Below are 21,547 nucleotides of genomic sequence, written 5' to 3' on the forward strand. Positions count from 1 at the left end.
GCGAATCACCGATAGGTCTTCTTGATCGCATCTTTGGCCACGTCCGTCGTGGAAGCGCCATTCCAGATCGGGAGGTTGACAACCACACCGATACCGAATCCCACGAGCGCACCGACGATGGTCCCGGCTGGGGGAAGTACAAGCGAGCCGAATGCTGCACCCGCCCCCGCGGCCGCAAGCCCGGTTGCTACGTCAACACCTGTATCGACAGCGAAATCGGGAACGTCGCGATCTTGCACGCCATCGCTGAAGTACTTATCGACATTGCTGCCGACGGTGAGGGCTGTGCCCGCAAGGCCAAAGCCTTTGCCGTATCTGGCGAGCTTCGAGGCGTCCTTCCAGCCTTTGTAGTCGTCCAAGAGAGCATCGGCGGCGCCTTTGGCCCCAGCATTCATCGGCTTCTTGTAGTGATCCAATTTGCTTTTGGTTGCCTCATTGAAGCCTTTGCCACCGCCGTAGAGGAAGTCCCCCTTCGGGTTGTAAAGGAACTTTCCGCCGACCTTCAGGCGGCCCTTGCTGTCCGGCTTGATTTTCCCGCCCTTGAGGTAGTCGAGGATGTCCTTCCTCGTCGCAGCGGCCCCTAACCCATCCCCCGTACCCCCGAGCAGGTCGAGCTTCACGCCCGACGTCACGTATGGCTCGCTCAGGCTTTTCAGCAGGGCGATGACGTCGCCGGTGGCAGCCGCCAGGTTCTCAAGCCGACCCATGAACAGGCCCTTTGTGGCGGATGCGAAGTCGCGCAGCGCTTTGAGCTTGTCTTCGAGTTCGGTGATGTCTTTCTCGAGCTGGTTCAGCACCAACTCCAATTGAGCGTTCTTGGCCTGCAACGCTTCACTGAGCCCAGGCACTGCTGTCGACGAGTTCGCGGCACGTTCGTGGACTTCGATCTGGTGTTCGGTCGCGTCGCGCTGCTTCTTGGTCGCCGTGAGTTGCGTATTCAGCTCATCCTCTTTGAGCACCCCGAACGTGCTCACCTTGGAGTCCTCGCTCGTATAGGTTTCGAGTTCGCCAGCGATGGAGTCGATCTCGTCCTTCGCTTCTTTGACGCACGGCGCGATGATCTGTGCAAACAACGAATCGACTGCCGTGTAGCCCTTCCCGGACAGCTCTCCCGTGCCCAGGGCGGTGGTGAGTCGTGTGGATGCGCTACTCAGCTTCGTCAGGACGGCAGACGCAGCTGTGAGGTTTGCCGAGAGCGCGGTTTTCAGGGCTGCCGAGTCGCCCGAGTCATAAATCAAGCCCATCACGCGCCTGCTTTCTCTTGCCGCATTCGGTCCAGATGCTCTTCAGATGACGAGCGGATGCTGCTCACTGTCTCCGCGAAGAGCTCGGCCTGTTCGTTCGCCAGTTGGCCGACATAGCTCTCGAGCTCTCGTCGCGCCGCCAGACCTCTCTTCACGAAGTAGTTATCCGCTCCGACGGCGATGCCGGCTTGTTCGAACAGGTCCGTGTTCTCCCGCATCACTTGCCGGTAGTCGTCCCACTGCTCTTCAAGCACGCGAATCGTCGCCAGCTGTTCAGCCGTCTCGTCCTCGTGAGCCCGGATCTTCTGCTCAAGCTCGATCTGTTGTGCACTCAGATGCCTCATCGCGCTTCGCACCAGCCGCTCGCGTCCTGCTTGTCCCGATCCTCGATCTCGGCCGCAAGGGCGGTTACGTTGCTCGCCTGACCTTTCACGCCGGACGCGAGTTCAGAGATGCAGCTAAGGAGCTTGTTCGCGACGGTTGATCCGTCTTGCATGCACGAAACGTTGCTCACGCTCAGGGTCACCTGCTGCCCTCCCCCGCTCGTATCAAGCTCCGCGAACCCCGAGACGGCCTCCTGTGCGGCACCGACGTTTGATGCGACCTTCACCACTCACCTTTCCTGTCTTGCTGCTGGACCAACCCACGAAGCTCGAAGAACGGGTCCGCGCGGACCTGCGCCGCCTGCTCGCTCGCCTCGCCTGAGGGAAGCACATCGGGGATGTCCGTGAGGGCACCCGCGAACTGCTTTGCCTGCGTCGTCTTGCGACGCCCGTTCTCCATCTGGTCGAGAAGATCCGTGAGAAATTCCATATCAGCGGCATCAGTGTAGCCATGATAAACAACAGTATGGATTTCAGTGGCCACAATAGGGAAAGTCTCCCTGTCCGGCGCCTCCCCGTAGGGATGCGGACCTACCAGGTAGCGCGGGACGACCGCGTTCCGCGTGTTATCCGGCCGGAACGCTCCTCTCGCCAGAACGACGAACAAGCCCGAAGCGCTCTCAGTCTCCAGCCGAACGATGGACCCCAAGCCCAGGAGGTCGCCCGTCATTTCGAGGGTCATCGTCATCCTTCGTTCTGCTGGATGGTGGGGATGACGATCTCGGCGAGTTCGTCATCCTTGAGCGAATGGAGGACGTTCTTGCCGGCCGCCTGCCTCCGGGCCGCGAGTGGCAGGTTGTCGACGAACCGCTGCGTTCCCAGGTCGCCACCGAAGAGGAGCTGGTCCACGTTCTCTTTGAGTGTCGCGATCAAGCCGAAATTGCTGTTCACCTTGGAGACGTGGTCCAACAGGATCGCCTGGACGTGATCGCTGCTGACCCCGAGAAGCTCGGCGAGCTGATCGGGCGGCAGCATGAGCTTCTCCAACACATCGGTCATGCCGTTGATCAGGATGCAGCTCGGCGTCCGCGTTCCGGACTCGGTCAGACCCGTCAGCGCCTTTTTGACCGCCTCGGCATGACTCCTCAGCGCCGCCTTTCCGATGTAGAGGCATTCGGTAGCTCCGAGAAGCGGCCTGAGCGTGTCATGAGCGTCGATGACGACAAGGTGTTCGTCTGCGATCGCATCCAGCAGACCTTCGATCACGAACGGATACGTTGACGCCGCCTGCTTCCCTGACGCAGGGAAGATGGCCAACGCCTTGCCGGCAAACAGGTCGAAGCTCTCCGGCAGGGCACTGCTCTTGTTCAACCCGAGAAAGAGCTTGTTCTGCGACTCCCCGCTGGATACCCGACTTCCGAACGCCTCCACCGTCAGCTCCTGCGGCACCATTGGGATCCGCTCCGGGCGCACGCCCGTCCACGCCTCGCCGATGGCGGCGACCTCCTTTTCCAGGGTGTCCAGGACGGCCGCGTCGTCCGCTCCGTCGCAGGGCAGGAAGATCTGGATCGCGGTCGGAGTCTCGAGCTGGAGCTGTCCGCGGCCGAGGATCTCGGCCTGCATGACCCGATCACGGCCGAAGAGGGCCGCGACGTCCGCCTCATCGTTCAGATAGAGGGCGATCGAGGTCGGGATGTTGCTGGTCATGTTCATGCGCATCGAGTTCGCGCGATTCGCCGTCAGCACCAGGTACACGCCGAGTGCCGCACCCTCTCGCAGCACCTGGATGAGCTGGGCGTCGATCGCCTCCTTCCGCTTGTCCTGGGCGAGGCCGTCGTAGCCGTCGAGGACGTTCAGCAGGGTCGGGAGCGACTGGCCGGTCTTAACCGTGTACTGAGCGAGCGTCGCCACGCCGACGCTGCGGAGGAGGCTCTTCCGGTCGGCCAGCACGCCGGCGATCCGCTCCATGGCCTTCTGGAACTTCTCCTCTTCCTCCAACGTCACGATGTCTGCGACATGCGGAAGGGGTGCCAATGGGAGCAGCCCGTTGTTTCCGAGGTCCAGCAGCATGAACTGCATCTGCTCGGGAGTGTTCTGCCGGGCCAGATTCATCACCAGCGTCTGGAGCAGGGTCGACGCGCCGTAGCCCGGGCTGCTGAAGACGGCCGTGTGCCCGGCCTCAGTGAGACTGAAGCGGTAGACCGACTGTGCCTGCTTGCTGGGGATGTCGAGGAGACCGAGGGGGATTCCGGGCTCTGCGTCGACGGGAGGCGTCGGGATCCGGCTCTTCAGGGGCGGCAGCCACGGCTTCTCGGGGAGGACCGCCCCTGACTCCGCGGCGAGCGCCGCCAGGTGATCGACGACCGCGTCGAGCTCGCTCACCTTCTCTTTCCGCGCCTCCTGAGCCGCTTCGTCCCCGGACAGATCGCGGGTCCAGAGCTCGTACTGCCCGAAGTCGTTGATCAGGTAGATGCGCTCGTCGACCGTCTTCTTCTCGGTCTTTCCCGGGTCGTAGTCGGCGCCGGACCAGGCGGACTGGAACAGCTCGTAGATCTCGTTGTTCCCGACCTGGAGATAGGCGCGCCCGGGCTCGACGATGCTCGCGGCGTCGGGCGTCTTGATGATCTCCTGCGAGTCGGAGACATCGGCTACTTTGAGCGCGAGCTTGAAGCGGCTGTTCGACCAGATCTGGTCGTTCACGACTCCGCTGGGCTTCTGCGTCGCGAGGATCAGGTGAACGCCGAGCGAGCGCCCGATCCGCGCCGTCGACACCAGCTCCTCCATGAACTCCGGCTGATTCGCTTTGAGCTCTGCGAACTCGTCTGAGATGAGGAAGAGGTGCGGCATCGGCAGAGCCGGGTACTTCGTGCCCCGTTCCACCTCGTCGGCGCTCTTTCCGAGCTTGTACAGCCGGGTGTACCCGTTGATGTGGTTGACGTCGAACTGCGCGAAGAGCCGCTGGCGCTTCTGAAGCTCGGCGCGGATGGAGGCGAGCGCGCGAGCAGAGGCTGCTCCGTCGAGGTTGGTGATCGACCCGAGAAGGTGAGGCAGACCGGCGAAGAGATTGGCCATCCCACCGCCCTTGAAGTCAATGGGGAGGAAGCCGACGTCCTCCGGCGCGAAGTTCACGGCGAGCGACAGGATGTAGGACTGAACGATCTCAGACTTTCCGGAGCCGGTCGTACCAGCGACGAGTCCGTGAGGGCCGTGCGCGCGCTCGTGAAGATTCAGCTCGACGAGGTCGTCCTTCCCCCGGAGACCGAGCGGGACGGCGAGGGTCTTGGAGGTGTCCGCGCCGGCCCAACGCTCGGCGACGCCCAGGTCGTCGACCTCCTTGACGTCGTACATCTCCAAGAAGCTGACGGCCTTCGGGATGGCGTTCTTCTCGACCTCCACGTGCGTCAGGTTCGCGAGTCTCCGCAACGCGAGATCCCTGTCAGCCGGAGTCGGATACGGGACGAAGTCCCGAGCCACATACACGCGGTCGTCATTGACGAGCACACCGGCGCTCCGATTGCGGTACTCGACGAGCGCGGACACCGTCTCGGGAAGCTGCTTGCGGTCCTCCCGGCACCAGATGACCGTGACGCCCAGCTCCGACATGTCCTCCGCGAGGAACTCGTTGATGCCATGGCCGGCGAGATAGGAGTCATCGAGGATGGACAGGACGTAGTGCGGGGAGAACACCGGCTTCTCCCGACCGGCCTGGCTCAGCGCCTGTCTGCGCTTGCTGAGGATCTGGGTGAAGCTGTTCAGGATCATGTCCCGGGTCTTCGCGTTATGGATCAGCCCGCGCACGTTCAGCCCCTGCATCGTGAAGTGCGGGAGAAACCGCCACGGATGCCAGTGCTCTCGATACGACTTCGCAGGAACCAAGGCGATGAAGTTGACGTCGCGATAGGACTGGAAGACCGCGAGCTGGAGCAAGAGGTTCGCCGCAGCGGTGCGCACGGCGTCATCCGTGCCGACCAGCCCGAGCGTCTGCGCTCGGAGGCTCAGGGTGATCGGAACGTACCGCTGCGTCGAGAACCGGTCGACCAGCTCGGCCACCCGCCGAGTGTCTGCGTCGTCGTCTCTGTCGTTCGCGTCCGAGGTGACCGTCAGCGACGACGGGGCGTCTCCGGTTCCCAGGGAGACGTCGAGGAAGTCCTTGTTGTTCGGAAGCCGTTCGTAGATCCGCGGGCCGTACGCCGTAACCATGCGCACCAGCGCGTCGGGACTGGGCGCGTTGTGGTCGCGGACACTCTTCTCCTGTTCGGACAGTCGCGTCAGCGACGCCGTGACAGTGACGAGGTAACGCTCGTAGTCGTCCCGTCGAGCGTCGTCCTCCTTCCGGCGCTGACGCCGATCGCCGACGAACTGAGACACCGTGAAGGCGGCCGTCAGCAGGCTCAGGATGGCCATCCTCAGCATCATCAGCGGATTGCGCCCGGAGAGCACAGTGGTGGCGACGCCGACGGCAACCATCCCCAGTGGTGGGAGAAGAGCCTTCAGGATGCTGTTCTTGTCGGGCTTCTGCGCCGGCGCGATCTTGTGCACCTGCACTTTGTCGGTCGGGGCCTCCAGGGTGATCCGGGGGCTCCGGCGATAGTCGGGGAAGTCGGGCGGGAACTCGTCGTGCTGTTCCTGTTCGAGGAACGCGCTTCGGTTCAGCGCAGCGCCCTCGGCGAAAGTCGTCACCCTCCACTGGGTCGGCCGCCTCTCGAGGAGGTAGTCCGCGGTCAAGACGCGATCGCCAACCGCGGCCTGGTGAATGATCTCCCGTTCATCCATGAGCCGCTCGTTCACGTAAAGGAAGCCACTGCCGGGGCGAGCGATCACGGCGTCGCCATGGATGGCGACCATGCTGTCGCCTGGCGTCTTGACGCTCGCGATCTCGGAACCACCGATGACGAAGTGGTCGTCGGGATCGAACACCAGGTGCGTCGATTCCACGCGACGAGCGTGCACGACGAGGAGCATGTGGTCGTTGCACTCGGTCACGCCGGCCGGAACCGCGGCGCCGTTGACGAACAGGCGGTCGTTGATCACTCCGAGCGTGAGGTCGCCGAAAACGGCAGACGGCCGGTCCTCGGTCAGGGGGATCGTCACGAGTTCCGCGCCGAGCACGTAGACGGAGAACAGGACGGTTCCCGGGATCAACCGATCGTCCCGGAGGCCACCATCCGACGGTCCTGTTGGCGCGAGCGCGAAAAAGTCGGTGCCGGGGCCCGCGCTCATCGGGTTGCTCCGAGTCGTGCGGTCAGCTCTTCGATCTTCTTGGCATACTCGTCGAGCAATTTCTGCTTGCGGGCGCCCTCCATCGACGTGTCGAGCTTGGTCGCCTCGTAGAGGTCGGTGTACGCGAGCAGGGTCAGCTGGTCGTCGCCGAGGTTCTGCGCGAGATTGAGCGCCGTCTCCAGGTCTCCGCGCGCGAGGTGGATCCAGTAGTCGAGCGTGTTGTCGTCCGTCTTCGTGGAGATGTTGTTCAGTACGGCCTGCTTCTGGACAGCCGTCAGCTTCGTCAGCTTGACCGAGCTGACCGCCAGCACATAGCGGGCCGACTTCGGCAGGTCGTTCGGGCCGTATTCCCTGAGGTCTTCCAGCGTCTGCGCATAGTCGCTGGTCAGGAAGTCGGACTGGGCCGTGATGATCGCTTCCTGTCGCGGCTGAGCCACCACCACGGATTCGTACGCCCACCAGCCCGACACCGATGCGACCACGACGGCGACGGTTCCCAGCACTGTGGTGAGCCGGTAACGGAGCTTCCGAACCGACACGGTCTCGCGCGCCGCTCTTGACGTCTCCGCCACCAGCTCCGCGTCGATGAACGCAGCGATGTCGTCCACGGTCGCGAAGGAGGCGATCCGCTTGCTGAAGTCGTCTTTCAGAGTCGCCGTGCCATCGATGAGCTTCTCGAACGGCAGACGCGGATGCACGATGCTCAGCACGAGCGCCTTGTATCCCTTGAGGAACAGTGCGTCGTCGAAGGCCATCGGCGCGAGGATCCCGACGAGGCCGCTGTGCAGAACGGAGGCGCCTGCCCCGGTGATCAGGATGTTGTCGGGATGGAGGAAAGGGATTCGGAACTTGCCGGCCAATGGCCGCAAGGCGGCCAGCTTCTGAGCCGTCTGCAGCTTCTCGAGCCGCGTGCGAGCCGCCGAAGCCGCTTGGCGGATGGTGCGGGCGCCGTCCGGAACCCGATACGTCACGATGGCTTGGAACTGCTCGGGAACCTCCTCGTCGAGGGCGACGTGGTGCCGCACGACGTCGATGGAATCCATGCGGATCTGAGCGCCGGCCAGCATCACCCGGACCGTCTCGCCGGTGCGTTCGAACTCCAGCGTCTCGCGCCCATCGAAAAGCCTCATACCTACCCACCTCGTCGCGGTGCCATCGCACCTGATCTGCCGTACGTCAGAAGTTACAGTACAGACATATAACAGATCATAGCCTGATAAGGTCACATCCCTATCGTCTTCGACGCCTACTCACTGGGGGATCGACATGCTCAAGAAGGTTCTGATCAGCATCGGCACCGTGGCCTTGGCGCTCCTTCTCGCCGCGTCGACGAACGTGCTCGGCGCAGCCACGGCGGCCGCCCCTGCCGACCGGCAGACGATCGCCCTGGTGAACGAGGACGAACCCGCGACCTTCAACGGCGCCACCTACCTGTTCGGCAAGGAGTTCGTCAGCCTCGTCTCGAACGCCGATCAGAACAACTGGCAGGTCGTCTCGCGAAGCGTCGCGGAGAGAGCATTCGCCGATGAGACGGTGAGCGCTGTCGTCGTGCTTCCGAGGACCTTCTCGCATGATCTGCTGACCCTGCAGGACCTGAATCCGGTCAAGGCGACCATCGACTATCGCGTCGTCGGTGACGACGAGCTCTCCCGAGAGCGCCTCGAAAGCCGGATGTTCGCCATCATCCGCGACTTCAACTCCCGGATCGTGCAGATGTACTTCGCGAGCGTCGCCTCGAACATCTCCGGGGCCCAGGTCAACATGGAGTCGGTCGTCTCCAGCCAGACCGCGCTCCTCGACAATGTCTCCAACACGCTCCGCCCCGACCTCGAGAAGACTGCGAAGAGCTACGACGGCAGCATCGACATGGCGACGGTGCTGCGCGCGCTGAACAGCGCGTGGGTGTCGGCGCAGAACGGATTCACCACGAACACGACGGACACCCTGACGTCCGTCAGCGACTCTCTGGGCAGGCAGCAGCCGTCGCTCTCCGAGTACTTCAGCCAGCAGGAACAGATCGCGAAGACGAACGTGGCGAACGGCAACACCGCCCTCACCGATCAGGGCGCATCCGACAAGAACTACTACGACCAGGCGTTCTCCGAGCACATCGACGGGTTGTTCTCCGGCGCGGACGGCTGGAGCGGACTGGACGGCTTCTCGTCGACGGACGCGTCGGGCAACAAGACGGGCATGCTCGCGTCCCTGAGGGCGAAGGTTCAGGAGTACGACGGGATCGCCAACTCGGTCAATGAGCGCGTGGAAGTGGTCAAACAGTCGCTCACGCGTCAGCAGGACGAACTCGTCACGTCCCGCAACGACCTCATGAGCTTGGAGGCCCGCCTGCTTTCCGAGTACTTCGGCGTCACGATGCCGATCACGGACAGCAACTACAACGTCAACCTCGAGACGTTGACGCCTGAGATGGCGAGAAGTGCGCTCGCGCAGAAGCTGTCCAACACGTTCAGCGGAAGCGGGGCCGCTGCAGCGTCGGTGAAGAGTTACGAGGACAAGATCCGGGACCTGGTCGGGAGGATTCCGACGGATCCCGCGCAGTACACCGAGCTGTTCAGCGCACTCAAGGCGGCACATAGCGAGTTCGAGCCCCAGTCGTACATCAGCCAACTGGGCCTCATCCAGCACTTCGCGAAGGAGAGTCCGAGCGGCGCGCCGGCGCCGCAGCTGAATGTCGTCTCTACCCCGCCGGAGCCCGCGGAGCAGTCGGCCACCAAGACGCTGCCCGTCACGGTTCCCGCCGGATCGCGTTACGCGGTGAAGGTCGATCTCCCCGAGACACTCGAGGCGTCCCGCATGTCGGTCAGCCTCGGGACCGTCGCCCCCGCCTGCGCGGACGCGACGCCGAACTGCGTGACGGTCGATCAGGCCACCGGCACGGCGACCCTCGACAACAGCGAGGGAACTGCCCCGCTCACCGCGAGTCTGACCTACACGATCGACCTGGAGGATGTCGCCGGCAGCGCCACCCTGTCGTACACGGCGCAGGACACCACGGCAGCAGAGCCCGTGCCGCCCATCAGCCTCGGGACGGATGTCTACGTCCTCGTCCCCGCCGATGCCGCCAAGAACCGGATCGCGGGCGACGATTTCGTCGCCATCACCGACTACCTGGGCAACATCCGGACTGCGGCCAACCTCCTCCAGTTCCTCTACGGTGCCCCTGACGACACGCTCGAGAGCTTCACGAGCGCGGTGGGAGCCACCGGGATCGTCGCCGCTCACAGCGAGGAATCCGTCTCCAAGCGATACGGCACCATCGACGCCGTCGACATCGAGAAGTACCTCAGCAACGTGGACGTGGACAACTTCCAGGCACTCGGCCAGGACAACGTCGCTGCGATCATCGAGCAGATCGAAGCAGTCACGACGGAGCTGGCGTCCATCTCCGCGAACTACGCAGTTCTGGACGATCTCAGCGTGCCCGAGGGCTACTTCTCAGGATCTGTGCAGGCCCTCGAGCAGTGGTTCGCTGCCGCGATCACGAGCGTCAACGCTGCGCCGGCTCTGTGGGAAGCGAAGTCCAACACGGTGATCGAGCTGAAGACGACCGCCTGGAACGACCAGGATCCGGGCCTCTCCGAGCTGTATCTCGACGAGAAAACGGGGCCGGCGCTCTACGAGACCCTCTCGCAACTGGTGACCACGACGAGTGCGAATGCCAAGAACGTCGCGGCCAGCGCGCGGATCATCACAGACAACTCCGCGGATTTCGACGAGCTCGTCTCCAGCGTTCAGAAAACGCAGACCGAGACTCAGGCGGTTCTCGACGCGATGAGCGGAACGATCTCCACCGGTAGCTCCGCCCTGGCGACGAGCAGCGACTACAGCGAGCGATTCTCCACCGTGCTCGCCAATACGCGCGCCAACGGCGCCGATCCCGCGAAGATCTACGACTCGTTCGCGAACCCCATCACGACCACGAACAGCACGCCCAAAGCAGCGGCGTCCGCACCCGCATTCGATTACACATGGATCCCCGTCTTCCTCGCGGGCTCGTTGATCGGCGGCCTGCTAATGGTGCTGAATTCGTGGCGCCGCAAGCGAGCGCGCGGCTGATCCTCGGCTCGCGCGCCCACGGATTGTCGGTTCTCGTGACCGAAGGCAGGATGGGAGCAACGAGTCGAGGGGGGTCCGTTGTTCTCCATTGAGCCGATTCCTGGCAATCCGTGGCCGCACGACATGATGATCCGGGTCGACGATGATATGCAGTCACTGCTGGAACTGCTGTGGGTACGCGAGGCGTGGCAGCTTCATCCGCTCGGTGACGATCTCCCGCCCGCGCTCATCGACACACCCACCGCCGTGGCTCCCGCCGTGAGGAGGTCTGCACCGACCTCGGAATGGGAGGCTGCCTGGACGCACGTCTGGGAGGAGGCGCTGCAGCACGCGGGGACCACTCCCAGCCCCGACCTCTTCGAGCGTCTGCAAGCGGCTCCGAACGGCTCGCCCGATCGTGCGCGCCTGTTGCGCGAACTCGTCGGCCCCTCGTGGCGCGAGGAGATCGGCGACGACGCGTTCACCGAGGGAGCGGAGCAGTGGATGCAGGCTCAGTTCGAGCGGCGAGCTCGTCGGTCGCCGGCGGGGCTGGAGGCGCAGCCGGAACGCCTCTCGCTCGAGGCGCTGATCGAAGCCTGGAAGTGCGGCTTGACCACGGTGGTGCAGATTCCCTGTCGGGGCGCCTTCACCCGGCGCATCGGCCCGCACGCGATCCTCGTGACCGTCGGAACTCGTGCCGATCCCGAGCGCTACACAGAGGCGCTGCGGATCTTCTGCTGAGGGTGAGCCCGGACGATGTCCGCGTCCTCCGCTACCGGGATTCGCGCTACGAGCTCGGGGAGGTCGCCGGCGGACGCGTGACCACCGCCAGAACGTCCCCGTCGCCGATCGGGAAGTCGCCGACGACGTCGTAGGGGCCGAGGCGCAGCGGTTTGTCCTTCACCGCGAGATGCCAATCGCTCGGCATGACGATGCCGTGCTCATCGAGCACGGTGCTGATCAGCTGCGTCAGCCGCGCCATCGTGACGGCTGCCGGAACGCGAAGGTCGAGCTGCTGGGAGTTGAAGTCGATGCTGACGTCAATGTGCCGATCGGCCATGGGTCCTCCGTCGTCTCGACGCGGTCTTCCAGCCGATGAACGCCATCAGCAGGGTCAGGGGAAGGGCCGCGACGATCATCACCGTGTACCAGAAATCGTTGCTCTGGGAGGCCCGATCGATCGTCTCGGCGGGGAGTTCTTGTGGGGTGTAGCTCTCGAACAACCGCTCTCTCGTGCCGGAGTAGTCCCGGACGAAGAGCGGGTTCACATGCGGGGCGAAGTCCGTCGACTCGATCACGTGCGGGATGGACGCCTCTGCGAGTTCTCGGGAGGCGGCGCGCTCGTTCATCGGCGCCAGGAAGAGCTCAGCGCGCACCGGGAAGTCGATCGATCCCCCGGCACTCACGCCGTCGTTGGTGATGACCTCGGGAAGCAACTGGAGGCTGCCGTCGCCACTCGGGCCGACTCCAGAGTCGGATCCCGCGTCGGCCCAGGCCGCCGCGCCCGCAGGGGAAGCCAGGCTGAGACCCATCATGAGGGTCAGCCCGGCCACCCCGGCGCGGCGGGCGACCCCGGCGTCAGAAGCCGAAGCTCTGCGCATCCTGAGCATCGCGCTCGGCCACGGTGTCGGCGTAGGCGACCAGCTGCTGGTTGATGCTCTCGAGGAGCTGCTCGAACTGCTGCACGCTCTTGGCGAGCTGGTCGTACTGGTTGAGGTACGCCTCGAACGCAGCACCCTTCCACTCTTCGGCGATCGTGCCGTTCATGCTGTTGACCTTCTGAACCGCAGCCTCGATCTCGCTCTTCGCGGTCAAGTAGACCTGCGCCTGAGTCTTGAGCTCTTCGGGGGTGACACTGATAACGGCCACGAGGACCACCTTTCATTGAAATACACGTTCCAACGCAACATATCACACGCGGGATGAAGGCAGTCCGGATCGAGGCCCGGGACTGTCCGCAATGTCCGTCCGGCTCGTTAACGGACTCCGCCCACCGCTGGCTCCACGAATCCGTGAAGCCAGCGGTGGGCGGAGGGAAGCCCGCGCGGTTACTGCGCGAGGGTCAGGAGAACGTCGTCGCCGGGGGCGGCCGGCACGAAGTCGGCCTCGATCTCGGCGCGGCCGAGGAGGTCGTTCATGCGGCGCTGGCGGTGCTTCGGGATGAGGGTGACGACCGTGCCCTGCTTGCCGGCACGGCCGGTGCGGCCCGAGCGGTGCAGGTACGTCTTGTACTCGTCCGGAGCGTCGGCCTGGATGACCAGGTCGATGTCGTCGACGTGGATGCCGCGGGCGGCCACATCCGTCGCCACCAGCACGTTCACGCGGCCGCTGGTGAGCTGCGCGAGGTTGCGGGTACGGCGGGACTGGTTCAGGTCGCCGTGGAGGCTGACGGCGGGGATGCCGGCGTCCTCCAGCTGCTCGGCCAGCATCTCGGCGAATGCACGGGTCCGGGCGAAGACCAGCGTCTTGCCGTCGCGGTCCGCGAGCTGCTCGATGATGGCGCCCTTGTCGCGGTGCTCGATCACGAGCACACGGTGGTCGATGGTCGAGGACGCCTGGTCCTCGCCCGCCACCTCGTGCACGGCCGGGTTCACGAGGAACTCGTCCACGAGCTGCGCCACACCCGAGTCGAGCGTTGCAGAGAAGAGCAGCTTCTGGCCGCCCTCGGCCGTGTGACGCAGGATGCGCTGCACCGGCTCGAGGAAGCCGAGGTCGCACATGTGGTCGGCCTCGTCGAGGACCGTGATCTGCACCTCGCTGAGGTCCAGACGGCCCTGCTCGACCAGGTCCTCGATGCGGCCCGGTGTGCCGATGACGATGTCGACACCGCGCTGGAGCGCACCCACCTGACGACCCTGCGGCACGCCGCCGTAGATCTGGGTGGTGAAGAGGCCGACGCTGCGGGCGATGGGCTGCACGGTGCGGTCGATCTGCAGCGCGAGCTCACGCGTGGGCGCCAGGATGAGGGCGCGCGGGGCGCGGCCGAGCTGACGCTTGCCGCCGGCCTTGCCGGAGTCGGCCCACAGCTGCATGAGGCGCTCCGCAAGAGGTGCGCCGAACGCGATGGTCTTGCCCGAGCCGGTGCGGCCTCGGCCCAGCACGTCCTTGCCGGCGAGGACGTCGGGCAGGGTCGCGGCCTGGATGGGGAACGGCTTGTCGGCTCCCAGCTCGGCGAGGGCACGGACGATGTTGCCGCCGAGGCCCAAGTCGGCGAACGTCACGCCGTCGACATCCTCGGCCTGGATGGCCTCCGCCTCGAGGCGCTCGAGCACGACGTCATCGGTCGGCGTGAAGGCCGGCTTCTCGTCGCGCGACGGGTAGAAGTCCGAGTCGCGGCGCGGGCGCTCGGCGCGGTCGTCGAACTGACGGCGCGGACGCTCGGCGCGGTCGCCGAAGTCGCGACGGGGACGGTCGTCGTACTCGCGACGCGGACGCTCGGCGCGGTCATCGAACTGACGGCGCGGGCGCTCGGCGCGGTCACCGAAGTCGCGACGCGGACGGTCGTCGTACTCACGACGCGGACGCTCGGCACGGTCACCGAAGTCGCGACGCGGACGGTCGTCGTACTCACGACGCGGACGCTCAGTACGGTCACCGAAGTCACGACGCGGACGCTCCGTACGGTCACCGAAGTCGCGGCGCGGACGCTCGGAACGGTCACCGAAATCGCGATGCGGACGCTCGTCGTACTCACGACGCGGACGCTCAGTCCGGTCGCCGAAGTCACGACGCGGACGCTCGGCGCGGTCGTCGAAGCTGCGGCGGGGACGGTCGTCGCCGTCGCGGCGGGGGCGGTCCTGACGCGGCGCGCGCTCCTCCCACACCCGCTCGGTGCGGCGGGCGTCCTTGCCGCGAGGCTCCCAGTTGGGGCGCTCGGTGCGGCCTCGGCCGGCGCTGTCGTCGCGGGTTCCGTACGTCGAACGGCCGCGCGCGGCGCGCTCGTCGGCGCTCCAGCGGGCCTTCTTGCCGGACGCCGGCTCCTCCGCGCGGTAGCCGCGGTGCTTGGGGCTCGGGTTGCTGCTGCTCTTGGGCGCTCCGCCGCGGGACGGCTTCTGCGATCGTCGGTCGTTGTTGTATCCGGGCATGGATGTTCTTCCTGGGTTCATGTCGAGTGCTCGGCGGCACGCCGCAGCGCACCGAATGATTCCCGGGCGAACTGTGTCCGGGGCCGTTCACGATTGTGTGATCCGTACCGCCGATCGGGTACGGAACCGGCCCACTTGACTGACAAACCCATCCGCGCAGATCGCGCAGTGTCAAGAGCCGACCTCCCAACGATAGTGCATGGATGCTGGGAACGGACTGCTGATCCCTCTCCGTGTGCGCCGAGGTGCGGGGTATACAGGGAGGTATGAGCGCTCCCTCCGCGAACACGTCCTCGGGGAACCGGCCTGCAGCGGGCAAGCTCGACGCCGTCGTGATCGGGTCCGGGCCGAACGGTCTCTCCGCCGCCGTCACGCTCGCGCGCGCCGGTCTGTCGGTGCGGGTGTACGAGCGCAACGCGACGGTGGGCGGCGGCCTGCGGACCGAGGAGCTCACCCTCCCCGGCTTCCGGCACGACGTCTGCTCGGCCGTCCATCCGCTGGCCTTCGCATCCGGCTTCTTCCGCAGGTTCGGCCTGGAGAAGCGGGTGCCGTTCGTCGTGCCGACCGCCTCGTACGGCAATCCGCTGGCAGGCGGCCGGGTCGCGATGGCCTACCTCGACCTCGACCGCACGGTGGATGCGCTGGGCGTCGACGGCCCCGCCTGGCGCGCCCTGCTCGGCCCGCTGGTCGAACACGCGGACGCCGTGGCCCAGTTCACCGGCTCACAGCTGCTGCAGGTGCCACGGCATCCCTTCGTGGCCGCCCGCTTCGGGCTGACCGCTATCGCGCAGGGTGGCCCGTGGTGGGATCTGCCGTTCCGCACCGAGGCGCCGGGCGCCCTGCTCGCCGGAGTCTTCGCCCACACGACCGTCCCCCTGCCGAGCGTCGCGGGAGCGGCCGCCGGAATGACGCTGGCGACGTACGCGCACGCACGCGGCTGGCCCATCCCGGTCGGCGGCAGCCAGGCGATCGCGGACGCGATGGTCGCCGACATCGTCGCCCACGGCGGCGAGGTCGTCACCGACACCCCCGTCGAGTCTCTCGCCGAGTTGCCCGACTCGCGCGTCGTCGTCTTCGACACGCATGTGAAGCACGCCGCGCAGTTGGCCGGCGACCGGCTGCCCAGCAGCTACCTGCGGCGCATCTCCCGGTTCCGCGACGGCAATGGCGTGTTCAAAGCCGACTTCGCGCTCTCCGGCCCGGTGCCGTGGACGAATCCGGACCTGTACGAGACCGCCACCGTGCATCTCGGAGGATCGCGCGGGGAGGTCGCCCGCGCCGAGAACGCCGTCGCGGCGGGACGCCACAGCGACGCACCGTACGTCCTGGTCTCCCAGCCGTCGCTGTTCGACGGGACGCGGGCACCCGCCGGCAAGCACGTCCTGTGGACGTACACCCACGTCCCGCGCGGTTCGACAGAGGACCAGACGGAGGCGATCATCCGGCGCATCGAGGAGTTCGCCCCCGGCTTCCGCGACCTCATCATCGGGACGGCGACCAAGAACGCCGCGCAGATGGAGCAGCACGACCCGAACTACATCGGCGGCGACATCTCGGCGGGCGCGCCGGACTTCGGTCAGCTGGTGGCCCGTCCCGTGCTCTCGACGGACCCGTGGCGGATGCCGGGCCGAGGGCTGTACCTCGCCTCGTCGTCCGCAGCGCCCGGCCCCGGCGTGCACGGACTCGGCGGCTATTACGCCGCGCGCAGCGCCCTGCGCCATGAGTTCGGCTTCACCCGGCTGCCGGACCTGGCGCCGGGACCCGGCCAGACGATCGCGCGGCCCGTCGCCGCGCTGCCCGACCCCGTCCACCCCCACGAGCTTCCGGAGCAGTGAACATGTCTGTCAACGTCCGCCGTATGGCCTGCACGCCCGAGCAGGTCTTCGCCGTCCTCGCCGACCCCTGGGTGTACCCGACCTGGGTCGTCGGCGCCTCGCGACTGCGCGCCGCCGACAGCCGCTATCCGGCCGTCGGCTCGCGCCTCCACCACTCCATCGGCGTGTGGCCGCTCGTCCTCAACGACGAGACGCGCATCGACGAGTGGGACCCGCCGCGCCGGATGGTCCTCGAGGCGAAGACACGGCCGGTCGGCTCCGAGCGGGTCATCATCGACGTGAAGGCCCGTGCGGGCGGATGCGTGGTCCGGATGGAGGAGTTCCCGCACACCGGACCGGTCACCCTCATCCCGGACGTGCTCGCCGACAGCATGCTGCATGTGCGCAACGCGGAGACGCTCCGGCGCCTGGAGTGGGTAGCGCGAGGGCGCGCCGCCCAGTGACGACGCGCCCTTCGCTGGTGCGCTGAGGCCGGCCCGATCAGCCGGCCGACACCGCCTTCGTCTCGCTGGAGCCCGACGACTCCACGGCGATCTTCCGCGGCTTCGCCCTCTCGGCGACCGGGATGATCACGCTGAGCACACCGTTGTCGTACGACGCGGTGATGCCGTCGGGATCGACGTCGTCGCCGATCGTGAACTGACGCATATAGGCGCCGTACGGACGCTCCTGGGCGAGCCAGCGGGCGCCGTCGCGGTCGGCCGCGCTGCGGACCGCCCGGATGGTGAGCAGGTGCCCGTCGACGTCGACGTCGACCGACGCGGGATCGGCGCCGGGGAGGTCGGCGTTCAGGATGTAGCGCTCACCCTCTCGGAACAGGTCCACCGGCATGATGCGCGGCTGGCGGCTGGTGTCGAAGATGCTCTGCGCGATCCGGTCCAGCTGGGAGAAAGGATCGAACGACATGGCCATTGGATGTACCCCCTTCTTCTGGATCACCTGATGAGAGGCCCTTTGCACTCTCTTTTCGACCACAAATTTTAGCACTCTCACTCGGAGAGTGCCAAGGGGTTCGAGACCATGTCAACCCGCTTCCCGAACCGTCGGCATCGGCCTACCGTCAGGGTCGTCCATCGAACGGAAGGGACCCATCGTGGCCGCAAGCCAGACCAAGACGAGCACCAAGAGCACCGCCAAGAAGACCGCGCCGAAGACCGCCTCCGTACGTCGTACGGCCGCCGTCGGCGTCGCCCCGACCCGCCGCGAGCATGCGGAGCACGGCTTCGTCGCCTCCACCGAGCTGGCGCAGAACCTCCAGCGCGTGCACGTCGACCTGATCGAGCTGCACCTGCAGGGCAAGCAGGCGCACTGGAACGTCGTCGGACGCAACTTCCGCGACCTCCACCTCCAGCTCGACGAGATCGTCGAAGCCGCCCGCGAGTTCAGCGACGACGTCGCGGAGCGCCTCCGTGCCCTCCACGCGACCCCCGACGGCCGCAGCGCCACCGTCGCCGAGCAGACCAGCCTCCCCGAGTTCCCCAACGGCGAGGTCGACACCACCGAGACCGTCGATCTGATCACCGAGCGCCTCGAGGCGGTCGTCCGCACCATGCGCGACGTGCACGACGACGTGGATGAGGAGGACCCGACCTCTTCGGACCTGCTGCACGCGATCATCGAGCGGCTCGAGCAGTACGCCTGGATGGTCAGCGCCGAGAACCGGACGCCGAGCCGGGCCTGACACCGGTTGACGCGGTGGGGCGGGCCGACGGCGGGAAGCCGTCGGCCCGCTTCCGTGTGCGTCTCGACGAGGTCCCGGAAACACGGGTGACACACGCCGCGGCTAGCATCGACGCATGCCGATCGAGATCCGCCCCGAACCGGCCCGGCAGCCGGAGGTCGAGGAGCTGCTGCGCCTGAGCGACGAGTTCGCGTTCGCGCTGTACCCGGCCGAGAGCTGCTACCTGCTGGATGTGTCCGAGCTCGAGCGTCCCGGCGTCACCGTGTTCGTCGCACGCGTGGACGGGCGTGCGCTGGGCATCGCCGCGTTGGTGGTCGACGGCGCCGAGGGTGCGGACGGATCCGGGAGCGACGCCTTCGCCCGCGCCGAGCTGAAGCGGATGTTCGTGCACGAAGACGCTCGCGGTCAGGGCCTCGCCCGCCGTCTGCTCGGCGCGATCGAGTCCGCCGCCGAAGAAGCAGGCATCGCGGAGCTGCGGCTCGAGACGGGTCCGCTGCAGCATGCGGCGATCGCGCTGTACGAGCGCTCGGGCTACGTGCGCATCCCGAACTTCGGGGCGTACGCCGACGATCCGTGGTCGGTCTGCTACGCCAAGTCGCTCACTGTACCGACCCGCTGACCGCCGTCGCGCCGGCCGCCGTCAGCTGCCGCGGATGCGCCGCGACAGCTCGGCCGCGGCTTCGCGCACCCGGGCGGCGAGCGCATCCCATCCCTCCGCCGGGACGTTGTCGCGCGGAAAGGTGACCGCGATGCCCGCGGCCGGCCAGCCGGCATGGTCGCGCACCGACACCGCGACGGAGGCGAAGCCGGGCGTGACGTCGCCGTCCTCGGTGGCGTAGCCGCGCTCGCGGGCCTCCGTCACGACTCGGCGCAGCTCGGCGTAGGAGTGCGGACCGGAGCCCGTGCGATCCTCGAACGCGCCGGAATCCGGGTAGAGCGCACGCAGCTGCTCGCGTGGCAGTGTCGCGAGGAGCGCGCGTCCGCTCGCCGTCAGGTGGGCCGGAAGACGCACCCCCACGTCCGTCACCAGCCGCGGCCGCCGGGGCGCGCGCTCCTCCACGATGTAGACGACGTCGCGTCCGTGGAGCACGGCGACGTGCCCGGACTCCCCGATCGCATCCACCAGCGCCGCCACGATCGGCCGGCCGAGCCGGCTCAGCGGCTGCTGACGGGAGAACGCGCTCGACAGCTCGTAGGCGGCGACGCCCAACCCGTAGCGGCGTGCCTCGGGGAAGTGCAGCACGAAACCGTGCTCGGTCAGCACGGCGAGCAGGTGGTAGACGGTCGAGCGGGGCAAGCCGAGGGCGGAGGCGATCGCGGCGGCCGGGGCCGGGCCGCGCTGGGCTGCGAGGTAGGCGAGGACGCGGAGGGTGTTCTCCGCCGCGGGGACCTTGCTCACCGCATCCACCTCCGCTCGCTCCGGTAGCCGCGCCCGTGTCTGGGATCCCGGACACCGAGCAGCCTACAGCCGGAGCGCTCACGACCGCGCGGCGCGAGGATCGGACCATGCTCCAGACCCAGACCGCCGTCACCGTCGGTGCCGGACCGCTCACCATCGACGACGTGGTCGCCGTCGCGCGCCACGACGCCCGCGTCGAACTCCACCCCGACGCCCTCGCCGGTGTCGCCGCCTCCCGCGCGATCGTGGACGCCCTCGCCGACGACACCGAGCCGCACTACGGCATCTCGACCGGCTTCGGCGCGCTCGCTACGACATTCATCCCCGCCGACCGCCGAGCGCAGCTGCAGGCGAGCCTCGTGCGCTCGCACGCGGCCGGATCCGGTCCCGAGGTCGAGCGCGAGGTCGTCCGCGCCCTCATGCTGCTGCGCCTGTCGACGCTGATGACCGCGCGCACGGGTGCGCGGCCGCAGACCGTCGAGACCTACGCCGCCCTCCTCAATGCCGGGATCACGCCGGTCGTCCACGAGTACGGCTCGCTCGGGTGCTCCGGCGACCTCGCGCCCCTCGCGCACTGCGCGCTGGCGGCGATGGGAGAGGGCCGCGTGCGGGTCGACGGCGAACTGGTCGACGCGGCCGACGCCCTCGCCTCCGCGGGCATCGAGCCGGTCGTCCTCGCCGAGAAGGAGGGGCTCGCACTCATCAACGGCACCGACGGGATGCTCGGAATGCTCGCGCTCGCCATCCACGACCTCCACGGCCTCCTGACCGACGCCGACATCGCCGCGGCGATGAGCGTCGAGGCGCTGCTCGGCACCGACGCGGTGTTCGCCGACGACCTGCAGCGGCTGCGGCCGCAGGCCGGCCAGGCGATCTCGGCGGCGAACCTGCGTTCGCTGCTCGCCGGCTCGCCGATCGTCGCGAGTCACAAAGGACCGGATTGCACCCGGGTGCAGGACGCCTACTCGCTCCGCTGCTCCCCGCAGGTGCACGGCGCCGCACGCGATACCGTCGCGCACGCCGAGCTGGTGGCCGAGCGCGAGCTCGCCTCGGCCGTGGACAACCCGGTGCTCACCCTCGACGGGCGGGTGGAGTCGAACGGCAACTTCCACGGAGCGCCGGTCGCGTACGTGCTCGACTTCCTCGCGATCGCCGTCGCCGACGTCGCCAGCATGTCGGAGCGCCGCACCGACCGCTTCCTCGACCCCGCGCGCAACCAGGGTCTCCCGCCGTTCCTCGCCCACGAGGTCGGCGTCGACTCGGGGCTGATGATCGCCCAGTACACGGCCGCCGGGATCGTCTCCGAGCTGAAGCGGCTGGCCGCGCCCGCGTCGGTGGACAGCATCCCCTCGTCGGCCATGCAGGAGGACCACGTGTCGATGGGATGGGCGGCCGCACGCAAACTGCGCCGCGCCATCGACGGGCTCGCCCGCGTGATCGCGATCGAGGTCATGACCGCCGCCCGGGGAGCCGACCTGCGCGCCCCGCTGCAGCCCGGCCCCGCCACGGGAGCCGTCATCGCGACACTGCGCACGGCCGTCCCGGGCCCCGGCCCCGACCGGCACCTCTCCCCCGAGATCGAGGCCGCCTACGCCCTCGTGACCTCCGGCGCCCTGCGCGCCGCCGCCAACCTCCCCTGACCCCCACCGTCGAGTACGCACAAACTGCACGAGATCAGCGTCGAAACCGTCAGTCTTCGCGGACTCG

General features: G+C 67.1%; 19 protein-coding genes. 7 read left to right on the forward strand and 12 right to left on the reverse strand.

The window, feature by feature from the left end; translation table 11 throughout:
* Window positions 1-5: 5 nt before the first annotated feature.
* The 6 genes from J2Y42_RS01590 to essB form a co-directional block, all read right to left on the reverse strand.
* Complete coding sequence (locus J2Y42_RS01590; protein ID WP_309857986.1) at window positions 6-1,244, reverse strand: hypothetical protein; 1,239 nt, start codon at window positions 1,242-1,244, stop codon at window positions 6-8.
* A complete protein-coding gene (locus J2Y42_RS01595) occupies window positions 1,244-1,588 on the reverse strand; it encodes a hypothetical protein (RefSeq protein ID WP_309854238.1) in 345 nt (114 codons plus the stop codon). Before J2Y42_RS01595 ends, J2Y42_RS01590 begins: the two co-directional genes overlap by 1 nt.
* A complete protein-coding gene (locus tag J2Y42_RS01600; RefSeq protein ID WP_309854241.1) occupies window positions 1,585-1,857 on the reverse strand; it encodes a hypothetical protein in 273 nt (90 codons plus the stop codon). The genes J2Y42_RS01595 and J2Y42_RS01600 overlap by 4 nt, the downstream gene beginning before the upstream one ends.
* The gene (locus J2Y42_RS01605) at window positions 1,851-2,309 is read right to left on the reverse strand and encodes a DUF4176 domain-containing protein (protein WP_309854243.1); all 459 of its coding nucleotides are present in this window, start codon (window positions 2,307-2,309) and stop codon (window positions 1,851-1,853) included. Before J2Y42_RS01605 ends, J2Y42_RS01600 begins: the two co-directional genes overlap by 7 nt.
* Window positions 2,310-2,311: 2 nt before the next feature.
* Window positions 2,312-6,709, reverse strand: coding sequence for a type VII secretion protein EssC (essC, locus tag J2Y42_RS01610; RefSeq protein ID WP_309854247.1), 4,398 nt, complete (start codon window positions 6,707-6,709; stop codon window positions 2,312-2,314).
* 74 nt (window positions 6,710-6,783) lie between these two features.
* Window positions 6,784-7,917, reverse strand: a complete 1,134-nt coding sequence (gene essB / locus J2Y42_RS01615) for a type VII secretion protein EssB (protein WP_309854249.1) — start codon at window positions 7,915-7,917, stop codon at window positions 6,784-6,786.
* A 136-nt stretch (window positions 7,918-8,053) separates the two neighbouring features.
* On the opposite strand from essB, the gene esaA reads away from it, so the two are divergent.
* Window positions 8,054-10,861: a type VII secretion protein EsaA gene (gene esaA, locus J2Y42_RS01620; RefSeq protein ID WP_309854254.1), complete on the forward strand. Its 2,808-nt coding sequence runs from the start codon at window positions 8,054-8,056 to the stop codon at window positions 10,859-10,861.
* 78 nt (window positions 10,862-10,939) lie between these two features.
* The gene (locus J2Y42_RS01625; RefSeq protein WP_309854257.1) at window positions 10,940-11,581 is read left to right on the forward strand and encodes a hypothetical protein; all 642 of its coding nucleotides are present in this window, start codon (window positions 10,940-10,942) and stop codon (window positions 11,579-11,581) included.
* A gap of 46 nt (window positions 11,582-11,627) precedes the next feature.
* Here the strand turns inward: J2Y42_RS01625 and J2Y42_RS01630 are convergent, their stop codons facing one another.
* From J2Y42_RS01630 to J2Y42_RS01645, 4 genes are all read right to left on the reverse strand, one after another.
* A complete protein-coding gene (locus J2Y42_RS01630; RefSeq protein ID WP_309854259.1) occupies window positions 11,628-11,900 on the reverse strand; it encodes an EsaB/YukD family protein in 273 nt (90 codons plus the stop codon).
* Window positions 11,881-12,441: a hypothetical protein gene (locus tag J2Y42_RS01635; protein WP_309854262.1), complete on the reverse strand. Its 561-nt coding sequence runs from the start codon at window positions 12,439-12,441 to the stop codon at window positions 11,881-11,883. The genes J2Y42_RS01630 and J2Y42_RS01635 overlap by 20 nt, the downstream gene beginning before the upstream one ends.
* Window positions 12,419-12,709: a WXG100 family type VII secretion target gene (locus J2Y42_RS01640; protein ID WP_309854265.1), complete on the reverse strand. Its 291-nt coding sequence runs from the start codon at window positions 12,707-12,709 to the stop codon at window positions 12,419-12,421. The genes J2Y42_RS01635 and J2Y42_RS01640 overlap by 23 nt, the downstream gene beginning before the upstream one ends.
* A 179-nt stretch (window positions 12,710-12,888) precedes the next feature.
* Window positions 12,889-14,925 (reverse strand): DEAD/DEAH box helicase, encoded by a 2,037-nt coding sequence (locus J2Y42_RS01645; protein ID WP_309854267.1) that lies wholly within the window; start codon window positions 14,923-14,925, stop codon window positions 12,889-12,891.
* Window positions 14,926-15,191: 266 nt separating this feature from the next.
* On the opposite strand from J2Y42_RS01645, the gene J2Y42_RS01650 reads away from it, so the two are divergent.
* Both J2Y42_RS01650 and J2Y42_RS01655 read left to right on the forward strand, forming a co-directional pair.
* Window positions 15,192-16,760, forward strand: coding sequence for an NAD(P)/FAD-dependent oxidoreductase (locus tag J2Y42_RS01650; protein WP_309854272.1), 1,569 nt, complete (start codon window positions 15,192-15,194; stop codon window positions 16,758-16,760).
* Window positions 16,757-17,203, forward strand: coding sequence for an SRPBCC family protein (locus J2Y42_RS01655; protein ID WP_309854275.1), 447 nt, complete (start codon window positions 16,757-16,759; stop codon window positions 17,201-17,203). Before J2Y42_RS01650 ends, J2Y42_RS01655 begins: the two co-directional genes overlap by 4 nt.
* Window positions 17,204-17,240: 37 nt before the next feature.
* On the opposite strand, the gene J2Y42_RS01660 is transcribed toward J2Y42_RS01655, so the two are convergent.
* On the reverse strand, window positions 17,241-17,672 hold the full coding sequence (locus J2Y42_RS01660; protein WP_018192313.1) for an Hsp20/alpha crystallin family protein: 432 nt from the start codon (window positions 17,670-17,672) through the stop codon (window positions 17,241-17,243).
* 181 nt (window positions 17,673-17,853) lie between these two features.
* Here J2Y42_RS01660 and J2Y42_RS01665 point away from each other — a divergent pair, with 181 nt between their 5' ends.
* Entirely contained in the window at window positions 17,854-18,441 is a 588-nt protein-coding gene (locus tag J2Y42_RS01665) for a DNA starvation/stationary phase protection protein (protein WP_309854280.1), read from the forward strand.
* Window positions 18,442-18,556: 115 nt separating this feature from the next.
* Window positions 18,557-19,060 (forward strand): GNAT family N-acetyltransferase, encoded by a 504-nt coding sequence (locus J2Y42_RS01670; protein ID WP_309854283.1) that lies wholly within the window; start codon window positions 18,557-18,559, stop codon window positions 19,058-19,060.
* Window positions 19,061-19,081: 21 nt separating this feature from the next.
* Here J2Y42_RS01670 and J2Y42_RS01675 read toward each other — a convergent pair whose 3' ends face one another.
* Window positions 19,082-19,840 (reverse strand): IclR family transcriptional regulator, encoded by a 759-nt coding sequence (locus J2Y42_RS01675; protein ID WP_309854286.1) that lies wholly within the window; start codon window positions 19,838-19,840, stop codon window positions 19,082-19,084.
* 107 nt (window positions 19,841-19,947) lie between these two features.
* On the opposite strand from J2Y42_RS01675, the gene hutH reads away from it, so the two are divergent.
* The gene (gene hutH, locus J2Y42_RS01680) at window positions 19,948-21,480 is read left to right on the forward strand and encodes a histidine ammonia-lyase (protein WP_309854289.1); all 1,533 of its coding nucleotides are present in this window, start codon (window positions 19,948-19,950) and stop codon (window positions 21,478-21,480) included.
* Window positions 21,481-21,547: the final 67 nt, after the last annotated feature.

This window comes from Leifsonia sp. 1010 (assembly GCF_031455295.1).
Classification (GTDB): Bacteria; Actinomycetota; Actinomycetes; order Actinomycetales; family Microbacteriaceae; genus Leifsonia.

What these genes read in the sequence shown, in the direction of transcription:
- J2Y42_RS01660 (WP_018192313.1), bottom strand. Translation starts at nt 17,672, where the DNA reads ATGGCCATGTCGTTCGATCCTTTCTCCCAGCTGGACCGGATCGCGCAG.
- J2Y42_RS01595 (WP_309854238.1), bottom strand. Translation starts at nt 1,588, where the DNA reads ATGAGGCATCTGAGTGCACAACAGATCGAGCTTGAGCAGAAGATCCGG.
- J2Y42_RS01635 (WP_309854262.1), bottom strand. Translation starts at nt 12,441, where the DNA reads ATGCGCAGAGCTTCGGCTTCTGACGCCGGGGTCGCCCGCCGCGCCGGG.
- J2Y42_RS01645 (WP_309854267.1), bottom strand. Translation starts at nt 14,925, where the DNA reads ATGCCCGGATACAACAACGACCGACGATCGCAGAAGCCGTCCCGCGGC.
- J2Y42_RS01670 (WP_309854283.1), top strand. Translation starts at nt 18,557, where the DNA reads ATGCCGATCGAGATCCGCCCCGAACCGGCCCGGCAGCCGGAGGTCGAG.
- essB (WP_309854249.1), bottom strand. Translation starts at nt 7,917, where the DNA reads ATGAGGCTTTTCGATGGGCGCGAGACGCTGGAGTTCGAACGCACCGGC.
- J2Y42_RS01650 (WP_309854272.1), top strand. Translation starts at nt 15,192, where the DNA reads ATGAGCGCTCCCTCCGCGAACACGTCCTCGGGGAACCGGCCTGCAGCG.
- J2Y42_RS01630 (WP_309854259.1), bottom strand. Translation starts at nt 11,900, where the DNA reads ATGGCCGATCGGCACATTGACGTCAGCATCGACTTCAACTCCCAGCAG.
- J2Y42_RS01590 (WP_309857986.1), bottom strand. Translation starts at nt 1,244, where the DNA reads ATGGGCTTGATTTATGACTCGGGCGACTCGGCAGCCCTGAAAACCGCG.
- esaA (WP_309854254.1), top strand. Translation starts at nt 8,054, where the DNA reads ATGCTCAAGAAGGTTCTGATCAGCATCGGCACCGTGGCCTTGGCGCTC.
- hutH (WP_309854289.1), top strand. Translation starts at nt 19,948, where the DNA reads ATGCTCCAGACCCAGACCGCCGTCACCGTCGGTGCCGGACCGCTCACC.
- J2Y42_RS01605 (WP_309854243.1), bottom strand. Translation starts at nt 2,309, where the DNA reads ATGACCCTCGAAATGACGGGCGACCTCCTGGGCTTGGGGTCCATCGTT.